The sequence below is a fragment of the Hanstruepera marina genome (assembly GCF_019880635.1).
Taxonomy (GTDB): domain Bacteria; phylum Bacteroidota; class Bacteroidia; order Flavobacteriales; family Flavobacteriaceae; genus Hanstruepera; species Hanstruepera marina.
On record NZ_JAINVX010000001.1, the window covers coordinates 1,552,680 to 1,568,841 of the forward strand.

Annotated in this window: 18 protein-coding genes; 5 read left to right on the forward strand and 13 right to left on the reverse strand. The window is 34.8% G+C overall.

Going from position 1 to position 16,162, the window contains the following annotated elements; translation table 11 throughout:
- The first annotated feature begins 61 nt into the window (after nucleotides 1–61).
- Nucleotides 62–1,219: a THUMP domain-containing class I SAM-dependent RNA methyltransferase gene (locus K7G76_RS07315; protein ID WP_223033622.1), complete on the forward strand. Its 1,158-nt coding sequence runs from the start codon at nucleotides 62–64 to the stop codon at nucleotides 1,217–1,219.
- A 39-nt stretch (nucleotides 1,220–1,258) separates the two neighbouring features.
- On the opposite strand, the gene K7G76_RS07320 is transcribed toward K7G76_RS07315, so the two are convergent.
- The 11 genes from K7G76_RS07320 to rlmD form a co-directional block, all read right to left on the reverse strand.
- Nucleotides 1,259–3,892 carry an STAND family AAA ATPase gene (locus K7G76_RS07320; RefSeq protein ID WP_223033504.1) on the reverse strand — a complete coding sequence of 878 codons (2,634 nt, stop codon included), beginning with the start codon at nucleotides 3,890–3,892 and terminating at the stop codon, nucleotides 1,259–1,261.
- A gap of 276 nt (nucleotides 3,893–4,168) precedes the next feature.
- Complete coding sequence (locus tag K7G76_RS07325) at nucleotides 4,169–5,380, reverse strand: hypothetical protein (RefSeq protein WP_223033505.1); 1,212 nt, start codon at nucleotides 5,378–5,380, stop codon at nucleotides 4,169–4,171.
- Nucleotides 5,381–5,450: 70 nt separating this feature from the next.
- Nucleotides 5,451–6,161, reverse strand: a complete 711-nt coding sequence (locus K7G76_RS07330) for an SIMPL domain-containing protein (protein WP_223033506.1) — start codon at nucleotides 6,159–6,161, stop codon at nucleotides 5,451–5,453.
- A 378-nt stretch (nucleotides 6,162–6,539) separates the two neighbouring features.
- Entirely contained in the window at nucleotides 6,540–7,661 is a 1,122-nt protein-coding gene (locus K7G76_RS07335; protein WP_223033507.1) for a serine hydrolase domain-containing protein, read from the reverse strand.
- 53 nt (nucleotides 7,662–7,714) lie between these two features.
- Nucleotides 7,715–8,293: a Crp/Fnr family transcriptional regulator gene (locus K7G76_RS07340; RefSeq protein WP_223033508.1), complete on the reverse strand. Its 579-nt coding sequence runs from the start codon at nucleotides 8,291–8,293 to the stop codon at nucleotides 7,715–7,717.
- 500 nt (nucleotides 8,294–8,793) lie between these two features.
- Nucleotides 8,794–9,393, reverse strand: a complete 600-nt coding sequence (locus tag K7G76_RS07345) for a MarR family winged helix-turn-helix transcriptional regulator (RefSeq protein WP_223033509.1) — start codon at nucleotides 9,391–9,393, stop codon at nucleotides 8,794–8,796.
- A gap of 84 nt (nucleotides 9,394–9,477) precedes the next feature.
- Nucleotides 9,478–9,711 carry a thioredoxin domain-containing protein gene (locus tag K7G76_RS07350; protein WP_223033510.1) on the reverse strand — a complete coding sequence of 78 codons (234 nt, stop codon included), beginning with the start codon at nucleotides 9,709–9,711 and terminating at the stop codon, nucleotides 9,478–9,480.
- A gap of 132 nt (nucleotides 9,712–9,843) precedes the next feature.
- A complete protein-coding gene (locus tag K7G76_RS07355; protein WP_223033511.1) occupies nucleotides 9,844–10,368 on the reverse strand; it encodes a DinB family protein in 525 nt (174 codons plus the stop codon).
- The gene (locus tag K7G76_RS07360) at nucleotides 10,369–11,100 is read right to left on the reverse strand and encodes a DUF6048 family protein (RefSeq protein WP_255572936.1); all 732 of its coding nucleotides are present in this window, start codon (nucleotides 11,098–11,100) and stop codon (nucleotides 10,369–10,371) included.
- On the reverse strand, nucleotides 11,072–11,605 hold the full coding sequence (locus K7G76_RS07365) for a DUF6452 family protein (RefSeq protein WP_223033513.1): 534 nt from the start codon (nucleotides 11,603–11,605) through the stop codon (nucleotides 11,072–11,074). The genes K7G76_RS07360 and K7G76_RS07365 overlap by 29 nt, the downstream gene beginning before the upstream one ends.
- A 3-nt stretch (nucleotides 11,606–11,608) precedes the next feature.
- A complete protein-coding gene (gene rlmD, locus K7G76_RS07370) occupies nucleotides 11,609–13,021 on the reverse strand; it encodes a 23S rRNA (uracil(1939)-C(5))-methyltransferase RlmD (protein ID WP_223033514.1) in 1,413 nt (470 codons plus the stop codon).
- A gap of 135 nt (nucleotides 13,022–13,156) precedes the next feature.
- Here rlmD and K7G76_RS07375 point away from each other — a divergent pair, with 135 nt between their 5' ends.
- The 4 genes from K7G76_RS07375 (at nucleotide 13,157) to rocD (ending at nucleotide 15,468) form a co-directional block, all read left to right on the forward strand.
- Nucleotides 13,157–13,354 (forward strand): RNA polymerase sigma factor, encoded by a 198-nt coding sequence (locus tag K7G76_RS07375; RefSeq protein ID WP_223033515.1) that lies wholly within the window; start codon nucleotides 13,157–13,159, stop codon nucleotides 13,352–13,354.
- On the forward strand, nucleotides 13,355–13,711 hold the full coding sequence (locus K7G76_RS07380; protein WP_223033516.1) for an RNA polymerase sigma factor: 357 nt from the start codon (nucleotides 13,355–13,357) through the stop codon (nucleotides 13,709–13,711).
- Nucleotides 13,701–14,087, forward strand: a complete 387-nt coding sequence (locus tag K7G76_RS07385; protein ID WP_223033517.1) for a DUF6768 family protein — start codon at nucleotides 13,701–13,703, stop codon at nucleotides 14,085–14,087. The genes K7G76_RS07380 and K7G76_RS07385 overlap by 11 nt, the downstream gene beginning before the upstream one ends.
- A 136-nt stretch (nucleotides 14,088–14,223) precedes the next feature.
- Nucleotides 14,224–15,468 carry an ornithine--oxo-acid transaminase gene (rocD, locus tag K7G76_RS07390; RefSeq protein ID WP_223033518.1) on the forward strand — a complete coding sequence of 415 codons (1,245 nt, stop codon included), beginning with the start codon at nucleotides 14,224–14,226 and terminating at the stop codon, nucleotides 15,466–15,468.
- A gap of 68 nt (nucleotides 15,469–15,536) precedes the next feature.
- Here the strand turns inward: rocD and K7G76_RS07395 are convergent, their stop codons facing one another.
- Nucleotides 15,537–15,866 carry a CCC motif membrane protein gene (locus K7G76_RS07395; RefSeq protein WP_223033519.1) on the reverse strand — a complete coding sequence of 110 codons (330 nt, stop codon included), beginning with the start codon at nucleotides 15,864–15,866 and terminating at the stop codon, nucleotides 15,537–15,539.
- Between the two features lie 7 nt (nucleotides 15,867–15,873).
- The gene (locus K7G76_RS07400) at nucleotides 15,874–16,158 is read right to left on the reverse strand and encodes a DUF2752 domain-containing protein (RefSeq protein ID WP_223033520.1); all 285 of its coding nucleotides are present in this window, start codon (nucleotides 16,156–16,158) and stop codon (nucleotides 15,874–15,876) included.
- Nucleotides 16,159–16,162: the final 4 nt, after the last annotated feature.

A 16,162-nucleotide genomic window follows, 5' to 3' on the forward strand; every position in this document is an offset into this window, starting at 1 on the left:
TTACGATTCCCCATTCATACCACAAAAATACTGTATTTTTGCAATCTATTTAATAGGAGTGATGGAGAATAATTTTAAAATGGTTGCCAAAACCTTATATGGTTTTGAGGAATTACTGGAAAAGGAATTACGGCAAATGGGTGCTATGGATATCCAAAAGGGTGTGCGTAACGTCAGTTTTGTAGGCGATAAGGGCTTTATGTATAAAGCCAATCTCGGTTTGCGAACCGCCATTAAAATCCTCAAGCCCATTGAATCCTTTTGGGTAAAAAGCGAGGAAGACCTCTATAAAAAAGTCTATAACATGGACTGGACACCATACCTCAAACCCACAGGCTCTTTGGCTATTGATGCCACCGTACATTCCAAACTGTTTACCCACTCCAAATACATTGCCCTAAAAACCAAGGATGCCATTGTCGATAAGTTTCGCGATACCACCAAGGAACGTCCTAATATCGACCTGCGTTTCCCCGATTTAAAAATCAATGTGCATATAGACCGCCAACAGTGTACCGTTTCCCTGGATACCTCTGGCGAGTCCCTGCACAAGCGTGGCTATAAAACCGCCACCAATATCGCACCCATTAACGAAGTCCTGGCAGCCGGTATGGTCATGCTTTCCGGTTGGGATGGCCAGTGCGATTTCATGGACCCCATGTGTGGTAGTGGCACCATATTGGCCGAAGCCGCTATGATAGCCTGTAACATTCCACCCAACCTCATGCGTAAGGAGTTTGCCTTTGAACGCTGGCAGGATTGGGATGTCGATTTGTTTGAAACCATTGAAGAATCCCTGTTAAAGAAAACACGCGATTTCCATCATAAAATGATTGGCTACGATAAATCACCGTCTGCGGTGGCCAAAGCTAAAGCCAATATCAAGAATGCCCATTTAGACGAGTTTATCACCATCCAGCACGAAGACTTCTTTAAAACCCAAAAAGCAGGCGAGGGGAAGCTCCACATGCTGTTTAACCCACCTTATGGGGAGCGCTTGAATATTGATATGGAACAATTTTATGCCAACATTGGCGATACCCTTAAACAAGGCTACCCAGGTACCGATGCCTGGTTTATTACCTCCAATCTGGATGCCCTAAAACATGTGGGTTTACGACCCTCCCGAAAAATCCATTTGTTTAATGCCAAACTGGAATCCCGCTTGGTTAAATACGTCATGTACGAAGGCAGTAAAAAGGCGAAGTTTAAGGAGTAATATTTTGTAGATTTTTAAATACTAAAAAAAGCTACTTAATTACATTTTATTTATTAATCCTAAATCAGGATTTTTCTTCTGAAAAAGATGTTTTGCTCTACATTTCTTTGCTAATAAAGTCAAAATTCTTTTGTCACCTAATTCAGTTGCAATAAAATCAATATTATAATTTAAAGTGATTAACACATCAGATAAGAAGAAAGAATTTTTGTCAAGATTAATTATGTAATTATCAATTACCTTGTTCCAATTCTTAGGCCTTTCAGCAATAATAAGTAACATTAATTCGTGCTTTATTAAACTATTTGATTCGTTTTCGGCTTTTTTAATAAGTAATGGACCCATTTTTACCGAAAATAAATCATCTTTAAAAATTCTTACAACGTTTGTTGGGACAGCTAATAATACTGCTTTTCGTTTTTCTTCTGGATCATCTATCATAAAATTATCATCGGCTAACTCAAATTTTGCCCCTTCGAAAGTAGCGTTTCCCCTATCAGCGAGTATAGGTGATAGAGCTATTAAAAGCTTATTGATTTCAAGCCAGGCATTTGTAATACTATTCAAGAGATCAGATTTAATTTTTGGGTCGACAAAATCACTGTTTCTGAGTGCACGAGAGGAAGCCGAAACTTGTTGCATCAGAACTAAAAATGAATAATCCCTTAATACAGAATTAATCACTTGATTGTATGGTTTAATTTGATTGTAATATTTGTCACTATGTTTGTCTTTTACTTCATCTGGCAAACCCGATAAAACAACATCTTGACTTATTTTTTCTTCTTCTCTTTTTAGGCTTTCAACTTCTGGCGTCCAAGAAAATGATTTGTATGGATTAATTGTATCAGGAATATTAACTTTTGATTTTACAGTTTGTAAAGTTTCTGTTAAATCATCATTTAATGTTAATAAAGCATCATCCCGATTTCTATCAATGCCAGTATAAAATTCGATTATTTCAGGATAATCGACGTATTTTTTTTGTGAATATACTATGTCTAAAAACTCTTTGTTTAATTTCATTCTTTGGGCAATAAAATAAAAGACCCAATATGAGTTTCTAAAGTATATTTTTTCAGTAAATTTATTTTTGTTTAGGATAGAATTGTCAATTAACAGGTTTAAAAGATATGACAAATCAAGTTCAATGAAATTTTGATCACAAAATTCTTTAAGGACAGATTTAAATGTTGATTCTGTAAATTCAAAGTCATTCTTTAAAACTAAACACTGGCAAAAGTATCCAAGCACATAATTACAATCCTTTATATCAGGTTTTTTATCATGATATGTTGGTATTTCATAGTCTTCAAAAATTGATGATAATATAGTCTCAAGAAGTTTTGTTCTATTAATTGGTGAATATTCTGAACCTATCCTTGAAGAGGCCCGTAAAACACTCAAACAATTTTTTACTGTACGATGAAGATTTAAAACTTCTAAATCTTTTGTGACTTTATCTAAAATAGTATCATTATCTTCTTGGATAGATTTATTTTTCGCATAGGAATTTACAACTGACCTTAATTCATTTTTAGGAAGGGGTAACAAATAATAATTTGTAAAAGATCTTTTAATTTCAACTTTATCATCTTCATCCGATTTCAGAAAAAAGTTGTTATCGAGTGTATTTAATATTATAATAGGTATATCTGTAAATTCAGTACAGACATTTTTGATTAAAGGCATAATACCTAATTCCTCAAAGCAAACAGAATCAAGAATGATACAGTTAATTTCGGTTATGTTCTTTTTAAAATACTCTTGTGATTCTTTAGTTAAATCTTTTATTACCTTATGTTTTTTTGTGTTTTTAGTATCTAAATACAAGAATGTCTTTCCTTTATTCCATGCTTCCAATTTTAAATAATGAGCTAAAGAAGTAAGACCAAATTCAGTTGGTGCCTTTATTATTATATCTTGAGGGTCATTAATTATTGAGCTAACCTCTATTTTATTTTCTAAATTTTTATTAGGGTTATTTGGAACTGCTCTTTTTGAACTTATTATTGGTTCAATCCAAACTGGGCTTTTTTCATTGTATGTTTTGAGTGAAATTTCTAAATCCTTTTTTAACTTATCAAGAATTAAATCCACTTCTTGAACCTTTTCGACTGGATTTGATAAAGGGGAATTTTCTTTGATGAATAATTCCAATTTTTGTTTTAGTAACCTTTTGAAATCCTCTTCATTTTCAAAATCAACATACAAGCCATTGTCTTGAATTCGGTTCTTAAAATCTTTTACTTTTTTTCTTTGTTTAACAATTTCTTCAATTTCTGGGTTATCTATGTCAACTTCGTCCTTTCCAAAAAAGAAAATAATTTTAGGCTCAATATTTTGGGAATTTTTCTTTCTTTCTAATGCATCATTGAACTCGTGCTCTGTTCCACTACCTGCTTTTTTAGTTGGATGTCCAAATCTGTTTTTCATTAATCCAATAAAAATATCATAGTTTGATTTTTCAATATGCTCATCTATAATTTCTTGACCGTTCGCACCCATATCAGGCAATACATCATTTTCCCACATAAATGGTTTGAAGTTTAAACCTAAATGTTGTGCTAGCCCATTATTAATTTCCTGAATAATTTCCTCGCAAATTTCTCTTTCTAATTTACAATCACCAGGCGAAGAAATAAAGCACTTAAATATTTTCAATAATTCCATAAACGTATTTTAATTTGTTTTTTTGATGTTAAAAAAGGGGAAATTGTTCAATTTTATTTAATTAATCAAACATTGTTATAATAACATTAAGACAAGTGAGCAAGATAACTTTTTAAAACTATAAATAAAATACGTACATATACGTAGTTTTTGTCTCATAGTTGGGTAAGGTCTGCGCCAGGTATTATTAAGGTTTCCTTAAGGTCAACCCGTGAATTCCTATAAAATTAAAACAGATAAATCAGTAGTATCGGTATGTTAAACGCTATCATTAGATTATAAATCTACGGTAATATTAAAATATAGATCTTTATATCCCATAAAATTCTCATAGGCTATTCCGAAATAAATTCTATAAAGAGGGAATTCATAATTAAAATTAATTGACTTGCTTATGTCAGCCGTGTAATTAATTTGACTGCCAATTATTGAAGTTGAAACGGCCGTACTTATTTTGGCTTTAGAAAACCTTTTGGATGCAAAAAAATGGCCTCCAATTTTATCGTAATTTCTGCCTATGTAGTCTAATCCAATGCCGAGACCTATATTTTTTTTTAGATTCAAACCATACTTAATTTGATGGTTTTCAAATTTCTTTTTTGTGTTATTTATATTTACAAGTCTATTCTGATAGTTATAGGCTATATAATCTGAAAGTTCTGAATTTATGTGAAAGATATTCCATTTGGCTATTTGAAAATTCAAATGATGAAATCCGTCATTGTTAAAATTGTATTGTATTGATGCGCTTCCGTTTATTTTCGTGTTTCCGATATATGTTGCAGAATAAGAAGAGAAAAAGCCTAAGGGTAATTTTGTAGCACCACTATACCCCAATTCTAAAGCATTAGATATATAGCACATATTTAATAGTCCTCCGGAGTTATAACAGCCTTTCTTTGGTAATGTATTTTCAAAAGATGTATAAACCTCTCTTAACTTTAAGGTATCAGATAGTTGTTTGATTAAATCTACAACAATTAATGCTTCTGGAATTGATTTTTGGGTAGAAGGCGTCCAATAGTTTTTTATCCAATAGTTTAGTTTATCAGAGTGTTCTATGATGTAAGTGGTTCCATCTAGACCGTGTCTCCAATTTTCTATATCATCATCAGATGGGAGAACTAAAATTTTAGAGTTTTGAACTATGTCATAAATATCTGCAGATTGTATTGGTGTTAGAGATATTTTATTTATTAATGTATCAGTTGGACTGCCATGGGCATTTTTAGTGTGAAAAGTATAATTGGTAATTGAGCCATTGATTTCGGAACTGTTTTTTGAAATTTCAATTACTTGGCCATGATTCCAAAATCTAAAATTAAAGTCGTCAGCAGATTTTTCAAAATCCTTTAAGTCTAATGTTTTTTGAAATCCATTAATTCTGTTATAAGCATAAGTGGTGTCTCCTTGTATTTCTTTCGATTGCGAAAACAAAGCCTGAAATAATAGTAAAGTCGGAACCATGATTATTTGTAGTTTTTTCATATGCATTTAATGAAGGATTTCATGATTATAAGAGTAAAAAAGTAACCATAGAAAGTATTTAACAACTTTTTTACTCGATTATAAACTTCACATTCACTTTTGTTGAAAATGTCATTTTATCAAAATCAATAATCATGTTTCCATTTGCACGATTACCATAAATACCTGAAGCACTTCTTATATGAAATCCAGCTATTTCACCTTTCCATGGGTTTTCACTTGATTCAGTTTCAATATCAGAAATATAAATTGCTTTCCCAATTTTTTGATTTAGTGGCGCAACCATATTTTCCGCATTTAGCTTCGCCTTTGCGATGGCTTTCGCTCGTAAGTCAAGCAATAATAGTTTAGATTTTGAGTATTCTGTTTTAGAAATTGATACGTTGGAAATCTCTACGCGCTCTAAATCTGCCATTACGTGTCCAACGGTTTCAGCATCTTTTAAAACCAGAGCATACATTTTCGTTTTTAATACTTTTTGACCAGAAAGAAAATATTTTTTGAATTCGCTACTATAATCTAATACAGATAATGAGTTTTCCATATTAATATTTAATGACTTTAGAACCCTAAACATCGCAGCCTCTAATTCTTCTGTTGATTTTCTGTTACGGTTATCTTCTTCATTTAAGATTATCATTAAATGAATTTTATCTGGCGTAACTAAAGTGTCAACTTCTACAATGGTTTCTAGAAAAGGTTGGTCGATAAAATTTTTGGTTTGCGATTGACTTTGTAAAGTCAAAAACACGATGATGAGTAAAAGTCCTAATTTTTTCATTTGTTTAATTAATTTAATTCAATATTCGTTTTCTTTCGCCGAAACTATAATACCATCTGGGTTACTAAAAGTTAGAATGAGTGAATGGACCTTTCCATTTAGGGAGTTCGTAATTAGGTCTTTTTTTCTAAATGCTCTATAGGTATTTATGTAGTTTTTTTACCTCATAGTTCGGTAAGGTCTACGTCAGGTCTTATTAAGGTCTCCTTAAGGTCTCCTTCAGGTCAACCCGTTGCATTCCTGCCTTTCGACAAACGCTCAAGATAAACTCCGGCAGGAAATCGAAGATTCAGCGAAGCTAATCCATTTTAGATCCTGAAACAAGTTCAGGATGACAAGATAATATAATATAAACCTAATTCCTGCAAAGCAAATCCACTATTTAACAAGCTGATAAATCCCATTTACAAACTCATAATGCTTATACGGCAAATTACTTTGATTCACAGAAACCACCATCGTAATACCCGTTTCCGGATTATAAAATACATCACTGCCCCAAAATCCTGAATGCCCATAAAAACGAACACCATCAAAATTGTAAAGAAACATACCAAAACCATAGCGATCTCTGGAATCCGTAATCATAGCCTGAAATAAGCTATCCGTTTTAATCAATTGCTTATCAAAAAGCGCTTTCATAAACAGGTTGAGGTCGTAGGTGGTAGACACCAGCCCACCACCAGCCCAATCAAAGGAGGTATTAATGTCGGCATTAACTTCTATATCACCCAGATACAAACTTGGGAAAGCCAACGTATTGGTAGCGGCTTCATGATACTCCAAATACGTATGGCTCATACCCACAGGCACTAAAATGTAGGTTCTAAAGGCTTCAGCCAGTGGCATAGCGCGATATTTCTCAATGATAAGCCCGAGTAGAAAGTAATTCATGTCAGAGTAGTAGAAACCGTCTCCAGGCTTAAAATGCGCACGATTATGCAAATCAAACTGATAATAGGTGTCAAATAGGTCTTGAACCGTCCACAGTTTTTGAGGGTTTTCAAAGAAGAGTCCCATAAACTCATCTTGGGTATCAGTAAAAATATCGGCTAATCCCGACGTGTGATTGAGCAATTGACGCACGGTAATATCATGACCGTAACTTTGGCCATCAAGTAGTAGCAGTTTATCAAACCCCACAAATGTTTTGTCACCAATCAACTTGACAACAGGGTCATCCAATCGGAGTTTGCCATCTTCAACCAATTGTAGAATAAGCGTAGCCGTAAACAGTTTCGTGATGCTAGCAATTTTAAAGGGACTATTGGGACTTACAGCCGTATCATCTGAAACCGACAGTTGTCCAAAGCCTTTATGGTAAACAAAATCCTGCTTCTCATTTTCCAGATAGACCAGAATATTGGCAACAGGCTGATCGGGATTTTCCGATAAATGGGTCTTAAAATACGTGTCCAGCTTTTGGCTTAAGTTTTGGGCAGGCACCATAGCAACGATGGCAAGGGTAAAAAGGACTAATAATAGTGTTGTTTTTTTCATCAGATTATATATTTCTGGCAAAACTAAACAGACCGATTCTAATGTGAGTTGACCTAGGTCAATTCGTGCTTTTTTCGTATTCGGCTTAAGCGTTCTTTTGATATCCCCAGAAAAGAGGCAATATCTTTTAGTGGTATTTTGTTCACCAGTTTGGGTTGCTTTAGCAACAGATTGATATAGTTCTCTTCGGCAGTATAGGCTTTGGATTCCATATGCCGTTTAATCAGCACATCAATATATTCTAACAGAATAGATTGCATGATTCGCTCTGAAAACTTCTGATTCTCGATTTGCTTATAAAAGGCCTCACGCGAAATTTTCAGGCAAGTGGTATTGCAAATGGCATCAATGGTTTCTTTACTAGGTACAGATGCAATAAAAGAAATGGGTGACGCTTCCAAGTCACCTGGAAAGGTAAAACCAAGCACCACTTCCTTATCATTCACAAGTCGCCACGTTCTTAAAATACCATCTTCCACCAAGAGTATAAAATCGGCTTTACCACCTTCTGTAAAGACCACCTCATCCTTCTTGTAAGAGACCTGGGTGCCAATAGCACGTAAAGCATTCAGAAACTGCTGATAGTTATCGGAGTCTCTAATGGTATTGGCCGTATTGTGGTTGAGATTCATTGGTTTTAAATTGGTGTATGATTTTTAAATCAGGAGTAGCTATAAAACATAGCACAACTTTTGAATAAACGAAGTTACCTTTTTTAACCCATAAATTCAATACATAGGGATACGTAGTTTTTTGATCATTGCTTGGTAAGGTCTCCGTCAGGTCAACTCGTTGTCATTCCATACTTGATACGGAAATCGAAGATTCAGCGAAGCTAATCTATTTTAGATCCTGAATTACGTTTCGAGAGCATTTCGACAGGCTCAATGTGACACCTCAACGCTCGTTCAGGATGACAAGTTAGTTTAAACCCCATTCCTGCCTTTCGACAAAAGCTCAAGATAAACTCCAGCAGGAAAAAAAGTGACCTACTCAATCTAGTCGTTAAGAATAGTCCATAGCCATAATTTAAGGTGGGTTCACCCGTGTTTACGCCATACACTAGCCATACTTAAGCTATGCACTAGCCGTACTTGATACCTCTCCTAAAGTACAAGGTATAATCTATAGCCTAAACCTTGTTTTCAAATTCTGGGCAATCTAAACGTATTTCTGTGTCCAATAAGGGCTTGTTTAATAGGTTGCAAAAGTGGTTGTCGTCTGGTTTACTGTAGTATTTACAACCAAAGCACATACGTTGTACACTTAATATACCCGTTCGGTTTAGGGTATAAATAACAGTGCTTAAGGCCTTAAACAAATGGTCCTGTGCAAGCGGGTCTATACTGCTTAATGCCGTTTGAATAGGGTTGGCAAATTCTTCGGTTTCTTTTACAATGCGTTTACCAGCATCGGTTAATTGAACGGTATAGCTTCTGCTATCTGTAGTGGAGTATCCTTTTTCAATAAACCCTTTATGGTTTAAAACCTTAATGGCATCGCTAATGGTTGGTTTGGTTACGTTAAACTCACTGGCCAAATGGCTGACGTTGCAGAGGTCGTCGTTATGGTTATCAACAAATAACACGATTTGAATTTGAATAGGACTTAAACCCAACTGCTTGGCTTTATCCCAAAGCAAAACTTTAAAGGCTTCAGAAATCCGCTGCAAGGCCACAACAATTTTACTGTTAGTGTCTTGGTTTTCTAAATTAAAGGGTGTGTTGTTCATAATACAAAAAGATGCCTATTAACGTTAAGCAGTCAATAGGCAAATCTAATAAATTTAGGAATCCTAACAAATAAGAACAAAAAATTATCCTCTTACATCGGCCATAGAAGCCCCAAAGTTAATGTGAAGCACATTGCCATTTGGTGTGACCATGGCTGGCACGGATTGTACACCTGCTTTTTCAGCTTCCTCAATGCGGTCTCTTGTTTCTCCAATGTTAACAATTTCAACATTGTTTTTGCCTACGAGTTCTACAATGTCATGCTCCGCACTAACACAAACGGGGCATCCTGCGTGATAAAAAATGGACTTGCTCATAATAGTTGTTTTTTTAAGTTATTAATTCTTTGATACAAAGATAGTAAGGAATCCTAACTAAATAAAATATTTCTAAAAGTTTAACATTTTGAAGCAGTAGAATTTTTCATATTGCGGGTATAAACTTAAGTCTTAATACAGGTTTTTCAAGGTGTTTGTATGATGCTCCACATGGTAAGCAGACCACATAACGATTTCACGTACCGGCATTTTACCCATTAAAGGGTGGGGAAGTATTACAGTGTTTAAGCTGTTGTCTTTCCAGCGTAGTGTTTTAGCCTGTAACTTTTTTTGTTCAATTTGTAAGCGGTTTAGCAAGTAGTCTTTATCCTTTATTGAAGGGATTTTCATATTTTGGGAACCTTTAAAGGTTTTGCCTTGGGCATCAACCAGCCGCTCATCATAACGTTTGCAAACTGTTTCATAATTGCGAACGTCTCGGTTTACTTTCCCAAATTTATATTTTAAAACAAACTTGGGCATGCTCATGGCTTTGTTAAGCGGTGTAATGCTTTGTAAAAGGTGTAAGGTGTGTTGCCCTGTGGTCCATTTGCCTTCAGGACCAACTTCCCACTTACTATCGTCCTGTTGTTTAAGCCAATTAATAAGGTTGCTGTATTTTTCTTCTAACAGTGCAGCAATAACTTCTTTATCCATTTATTTATCCTTTTTATACAAAGGAATAAGATAGGAAATATTATAACCGAAGCCAAAGCCAAAGTTGCTACTTTCATAAACCTTGTTAAAACCGGGTATGTATAAATTGTCAAATTGGTCAGGATGGCTTTGGGAAACCATGTACTTAAACTGTAAGTTGGCACCCAAGAACAAGTTGTTAAGGACTTCGGCTTTAATACCTGCTATAAACTCTACCCAAAGGGCATTAAGTCCTGAACTTTCTATGGGACTATCTGATGTGAATTGAGGCGTCCAATATTGGTCTTGATTATAAACCGTATAACTATTTAGGGTTTGACTAAATGTACTACCTGCAATACGAAAACCACCATAAATCATATTATCCATACCATACCAATTGTCGTAGGCATTATAATCAGCACCAGCTTTAAAATAGGTACCCTTGGCTGTGACGTTTAAAAAGTCTTCAACACTGGTTTGTTCCTGCACACCAAACTCACCAGCAATAAACCATTTACGTGTAATACGGTAATCACCCATAATTTCAAATCCGGTAAAATCATCGTCAATAAATGAAGCCACTATTCTACCCAAATCTGCACCAACACGTAAACCGTATTTAAGTTGTGTTTTTAGGGTATCGGTTTCTTTGTTGGTTTTAGGAATGCTATCGTTTTGTGCAAATGTTGGCGCACCAAACAAAACACAAAACACAAGGGTTTTAATGATATATATTGAAATTGGTCGCATTTTCATCTGCTATTATTTGGTTATCGTTTACGGTTTGAATGACTTGTATCCATCTATTGCCATCATCAGCCACACTCATGGTTATATTTTCAAAAATAGATTTAAACCCACACCCTCTGGAAACATATTCATTACGCGTTGTATAGGTAATGGTTATGACATCTGGGTTTCCTGTTACAGTTCCATTTCCATCTACTTGATAGTTTCTCCAGATGGTATATTCCGTTGTGAAGGATTCACCATTAGGATCTTCAGTAGTTGTTTTTAAGGGTAGGAGAATTTTTTGTTTACGTGAGGTGCCGTCTAAATCTGGTACAGGATTGTCGTTGTCGACACCTTGTGCTCGTAACCGAGTCACATTTTTTGGGTTTTGATCCTCAATGGTTTCAATATCAAAGAATTCAATGGTCAGTCGCGGTGTGGTTACGGTGTCGTCAGGACAGATGTCGTCTTTTTCACATCCTAATGCCATAAGTAACACCAAAAAGAGGGCAATTTTTTTCATAAACTATTTTCTTCTTTCCAAAAGTACAACATTTTCAACGTGATGCGTTTGTGGGAACATATCAACGGCTTGTGTTTTTGCAACTTTATATAGTGCATCCATTAACGCTAAATCGCGTGCTTGTGTTGCACTATTGCAACTTACGTAAACTATTTTTTCTGGACTAATATTTAAAATTTGATTAACAACATCTTTGTGCATACCATCGCGAGGCGGATCTGTAATGATGATATCGGGTTGCCCATGCGTGTTTATAAATTCAGTATTAAACACCGTCTTCATGTCACCAACATAAAAATCGACATTATTAATGCCGTTTAATTGGGCATTTTCTTTAGCGGCTGTTATGGCATCTGGAACCGCTTCGACACCAACGACTTTTTTGGCTTGTTTTGCCACAAATTGCGCAATGGTTCCCGTGCCTGTATATAAATCGTATACCAATTCGTTTCCAGTTAAACCAGCAAAGGCTCTAGTGATTTTATACAATTCATAAGCTTGTTCTGAATTGGTTTGGTAAAACGACTTGGCGTTTATTTTAAAACGCAGGCCTTCCATCTCTTCAAATATGTGGTCATTGCCTTTATAACAAATGACCTCTTGATCATAAATGGTATCGTTGGCCTTTTCGTTAATAACGTATTGTAATGATGTTATCTCTGGAAATGATTCTGCTATATAATCCAATAGTAACTCGCGCTTAACCTTATCATCTTTAAAAAACTGGATAAGCAACATAACATCTCCAGTGGTTGAGGTACGAATCATCATGGTTCGCAAGAGTCCTGTTTGATTTCTAGTATTGAAGAATTCCAAGCCCTTATCAATGGCAAACTGTTTGACAGCATTCCGGATAGCGTTTGAAGGGTCTGCTTGCAAATGACACTTTTTGATGTCTAAAATTTTATCCCACATACCTGGTATGTGAAAGCCCAAGGCATTTTTATCGCCTAAATCCCTATCCGATTGAATTTCCTCTAATGTCAACCAACGGCTGTCACTAAATGAAAACTCCATTTTATTGCGATAGAAATACGGTTCTTTACAACCTAGAATTGGTGTGACTTCAGGTAGCTCAACATGACCAATGCGTGTTAGGTTGTTGGTTACTTCTTTTTGCTTGAAGTATAATTGGTGTTCGTAACCCATATGTTGCCATTTGCAACCACCACAAGTTCCAAAGTGTTCGCAAACCGGTACGGTACGTTTGTCAGATAGCTTATGAAATACAGTAGCTTTACCTTCGTAGTAAGCTTTTCGCTTTTTAAAGGTTTGCACATCAACTACATCTCCAGGAACAGCGTTAGGTAAAAAAATGACTTTTCCGTCCGGTGCTTTAGCAACCACTTTGCCTTTAGCACCAGCATCAATAACTTCTACGTTAGTAAAAACTTGTTTTCTATTTCTTCTAGACATGCTGCAAAAATAATAATAGCTTTAAATAAAGTGTATGTAAATAGAATTATCTTTAATAAGATTTTTACTTTTTGCAGAAATAAAATGAACCTTTTTACATTTTTTGTGTCATTATTATAAAAGCGTCTACATGCTATGCAACAAAACAAAGCCACATCTGATGGTGATTTAATTAGGAATTATCTTGACGGTAATCCTGATAGTTTAAAGTTGCTGATTGAAAAATGGCATGTACATTTTTGTAACAAAGCCTTTTGGATTGTTAAAAATACAGATGTATCAAAAGACATAGCCCAAGATACCTGGCAAGTTATATTGGCTAAATTACAGTAATTGAAACATCCGGATACGTTTCAATTTTGGGCATCTAGAATTGTTTATAACAAATCTATTGATGTATTAAACAAGGCTAATAAAGAACGATTGGAGTTAAAAAACTTCAAGTATTCAAACTCTATTGCGGATACCGATAATACAGAAAACGAGAAATTGAATGCACAATTATTAAAAGCTATAAAAACATTGCCTGTAAACCATCAACAGGTTTTACATTTATTTTATTTAGAGCAGTATTCCATAGTTGATGTGGCAAAGAGACTTAACATATCAAAAGGAACAGCAAAATCGCGTTTATTCTATGCACGTGAAAAGTTAAAATTAATATTAAAAAGCGAACATTATGAAAACTAATATGGAAGACATTGACAACATAATTAAGGACACCTTAACTCAAGAGGAAGCAAAATTTTATGATGCTTTAGATGAACAAAACGTTTTACAGATGGTTTTGGGTTTGTTTAAAGGCAAGTACAAATGGATTATGTTTTTAATGAATGTTATGACACTTGTGTTTTTTGCACTATTCATTTATTGTATCGTACAGTTTTTTCAAACCGATATTCAAAAAGATTATATAAAATGGGGCATAGGTAGTGTGGTATTCTTATTGGGAGTGAGTATGCTAAAGCTTTTTGCTTGGATGCAAATGGACAAGAACGCCTTATTGAGAGAGATGAAACGCTTGGAATTACAGATTTCATCACTATCTGGAAAAATCTCTGAATAACATTTTACCAAGCAGGTAATATTTAGTATTTTGCAAGCCCTAGGGATGATTTCTTTCCCACGCTGAATTTTCGAATCTTTTCGGAAGGATAAAGGTAGATAAGGAATGGTTATTTATTAATTTAAAACAAATTAAGATGGCTGTTTTAGACCACATTTCATCGCAAGAAGCGATGGCTTTAGAAAACAAGTATGGCGCTCAAAATTATCATCCACTTCCAGTTGTGTTGAGCAAAGGGGAAGGTGTTTATGTTTGGGACGTAGAAGGGAAGAAGTATTACGATTTTTTATCGGCTTACTCTTCATTAAATCAAGGGCATTGCCACCCTAAAATTGTACAGGCAATGACAGATCAGGCGCAACGTTTAACATTAACTTCACGTGCCTTTTATAATGATATGTTGGGTAGATACGAGAAGTATGCCACCCAATATTTCGGGTTTGATAAAATGCTGCCTATGAACTCTGGTGCCGAGGCTGTAGAAACAGCTTTAAAGCTTTGCAGAAAATGGGCTTATGAAGTTAAAGGTATAGACCTTAACAAAGCAGAGATTATTGTCTGTAAAAATAATTTTCATGGTCGTACCACGACTATCATTTCTTTTTCAAACGATCCTGTTGCCCGTAAAAACTTTGGTCCTTATACTGATGGCTTTATTAAAATAGAATACGATAATTTGGCTGAATTGGAAGCCGTGTTGAGTACAAACCCTAATGTAGCTGGATTTATGGCAGAACCTATTCAAGGTGAAGCTGGTGTTTATGTGCCAAGCGAAGGGTATTTAGCCAAAGCCAAGGCTCTATGTGAAAAATATAATGTACTGTTTATTGCAGACGAAGTTCAAACGGGTATTGCTAGAACTGGTAAGTTGTTGGCTGTAGACCATGAAAATGTGAAACCAGATGTTTTAATTCTTGGTAAGGCATTAAGTGGCGGGTTATATCCCGTTTCTGCAGTTATGGCAGATAATGAGATTATGAATGTTATTCAACCTGGTAATCACGGTAGTACGTTTGGAGGAAATCCTATAGCTGCAGCTGTGGCTATTGCTGCTTTAGAGGTTGTTAAAGAGGAAAATTTAGCTGAAAACGCTGATTACCTTGGAAAAATATTTAGAGCAGAAATGAATAAGTACATTGAAACAAGCTCAATAGTTAATTTAGTAAGAGGTAAAGGTTTATTGAATGCTATTGTTATCAATGATGATGAAGATAGTGATACGGCTTGGAATATTTGTTTAGCGCTTCGCGATAATGGTTTGTTGGCTAAACCAACCCATGGAAACATAATCCGTTTTGCGCCACCATTGGTTATGACAGAAGAACAGTTGTTGGATTGTGTATCAATTATCACTAAAACCTTAAAAGAATTTGAAGAGTAAAACTATTTAGATTCGAAGTATAAAAAAAGCGACCTACAGGTCGCTTTTTTTATTTAGGAACCATAAGTTTATTGATTTTGCATTTGTTCCATCATTTCCTGAACTTGCTCCATATAAGCATCCCATCCACCAATGGCATAGATATTATATATAGCATAGAAGAAATATAAGATATTAATAATCAGAATTATAAGAGCTACAGTTTTAGCCGTATTCATGGCTTTAACACTAGACACTTCGTAATCATCAGGATTAATTTGTACTTGCTTTAATTTGCTGTGAGCTATAAAGAATGCTATTCCTGCTAAAATAAATCCTAGCCCTGCAAAACAGCAGCATAGCAGTCCGATAATAGCTAACACATAGACTAAAGTTGGATTGAGTTTTTGTTTTTCCATAAAAGTTTTAATTGATTAATTTAATTATATAATTACCAACAATAATTGCAACTGAAACAATTGCCAATATATTGATAACTCTTGTTGCGTGTTTAAATTTAAAGAAAATATTTAGGACTATAATTACGAATAGGGGAATTAACGTATATATAGCTGGATACATAAAAAAGGCTTCAACAAATTCGCCTTTAAAAATTAATGCTACTGAACGTTGTAAGCCACAGCCCATACATTCAAAACCAAAAAGTTTTTTGTTTAAGCAAGGAATCATGTAATCTTCTACAGAAGACATAAAT

What these genes read in the sequence shown, in the direction of transcription:
- K7G76_RS07315 (WP_223033622.1), top strand. Translation starts at nt 62, where the DNA reads ATGGAGAATAATTTTAAAATGGTTGCCAAAACCTTATATGGTTTTGAG.
- K7G76_RS07320 (WP_223033504.1), bottom strand. Translation starts at nt 3,892, where the DNA reads ATGGAATTATTGAAAATATTTAAGTGCTTTATTTCTTCGCCTGGTGAT.
- K7G76_RS07325 (WP_223033505.1), bottom strand. Translation starts at nt 5,380, where the DNA reads ATGAAAAAACTACAAATAATCATGGTTCCGACTTTACTATTATTTCAG.
- K7G76_RS07330 (WP_223033506.1), bottom strand. Translation starts at nt 6,161, where the DNA reads ATGAAAAAATTAGGACTTTTACTCATCATCGTGTTTTTGACTTTACAA.
- K7G76_RS07335 (WP_223033507.1), bottom strand. Translation starts at nt 7,661, where the DNA reads ATGAAAAAAACAACACTATTATTAGTCCTTTTTACCCTTGCCATCGTT.
- K7G76_RS07340 (WP_223033508.1), bottom strand. Translation starts at nt 8,293, where the DNA reads ATGAATCTCAACCACAATACGGCCAATACCATTAGAGACTCCGATAAC.
- K7G76_RS07345 (WP_223033509.1), bottom strand. Translation starts at nt 9,393, where the DNA reads ATGAACAACACACCCTTTAATTTAGAAAACCAAGACACTAACAGTAAA.
- K7G76_RS07350 (WP_223033510.1), bottom strand. Translation starts at nt 9,711, where the DNA reads ATGAGCAAGTCCATTTTTTATCACGCAGGATGCCCCGTTTGTGTTAGT.
- K7G76_RS07355 (WP_223033511.1), bottom strand. Translation starts at nt 10,368, where the DNA reads ATGGATAAAGAAGTTATTGCTGCACTGTTAGAAGAAAAATACAGCAAC.
- K7G76_RS07360 (WP_255572936.1), bottom strand. Translation starts at nt 11,100, where the DNA reads ATGCGACCAATTTCAATATATATCATTAAAACCCTTGTGTTTTGTGTT.
- K7G76_RS07365 (WP_223033513.1), bottom strand. Translation starts at nt 11,605, where the DNA reads ATGAAAAAAATTGCCCTCTTTTTGGTGTTACTTATGGCATTAGGATGT.
- rlmD (WP_223033514.1), bottom strand. Translation starts at nt 13,021, where the DNA reads ATGTCTAGAAGAAATAGAAAACAAGTTTTTACTAACGTAGAAGTTATT.
- K7G76_RS07375 (WP_223033515.1), top strand. Translation starts at nt 13,157, where the DNA reads ATGCAACAAAACAAAGCCACATCTGATGGTGATTTAATTAGGAATTAT.
- K7G76_RS07385 (WP_223033517.1), top strand. Translation starts at nt 13,701, where the DNA reads ATGAAAACTAATATGGAAGACATTGACAACATAATTAAGGACACCTTA.
- rocD (WP_223033518.1), top strand. Translation starts at nt 14,224, where the DNA reads ATGGCTGTTTTAGACCACATTTCATCGCAAGAAGCGATGGCTTTAGAA.
- K7G76_RS07395 (WP_223033519.1), bottom strand. Translation starts at nt 15,866, where the DNA reads ATGGAAAAACAAAAACTCAATCCAACTTTAGTCTATGTGTTAGCTATT.
- K7G76_RS07400 (WP_223033520.1), bottom strand. Translation starts at nt 16,158, where the DNA reads ATGTCTTCTGTAGAAGATTACATGATTCCTTGCTTAAACAAAAAACTT.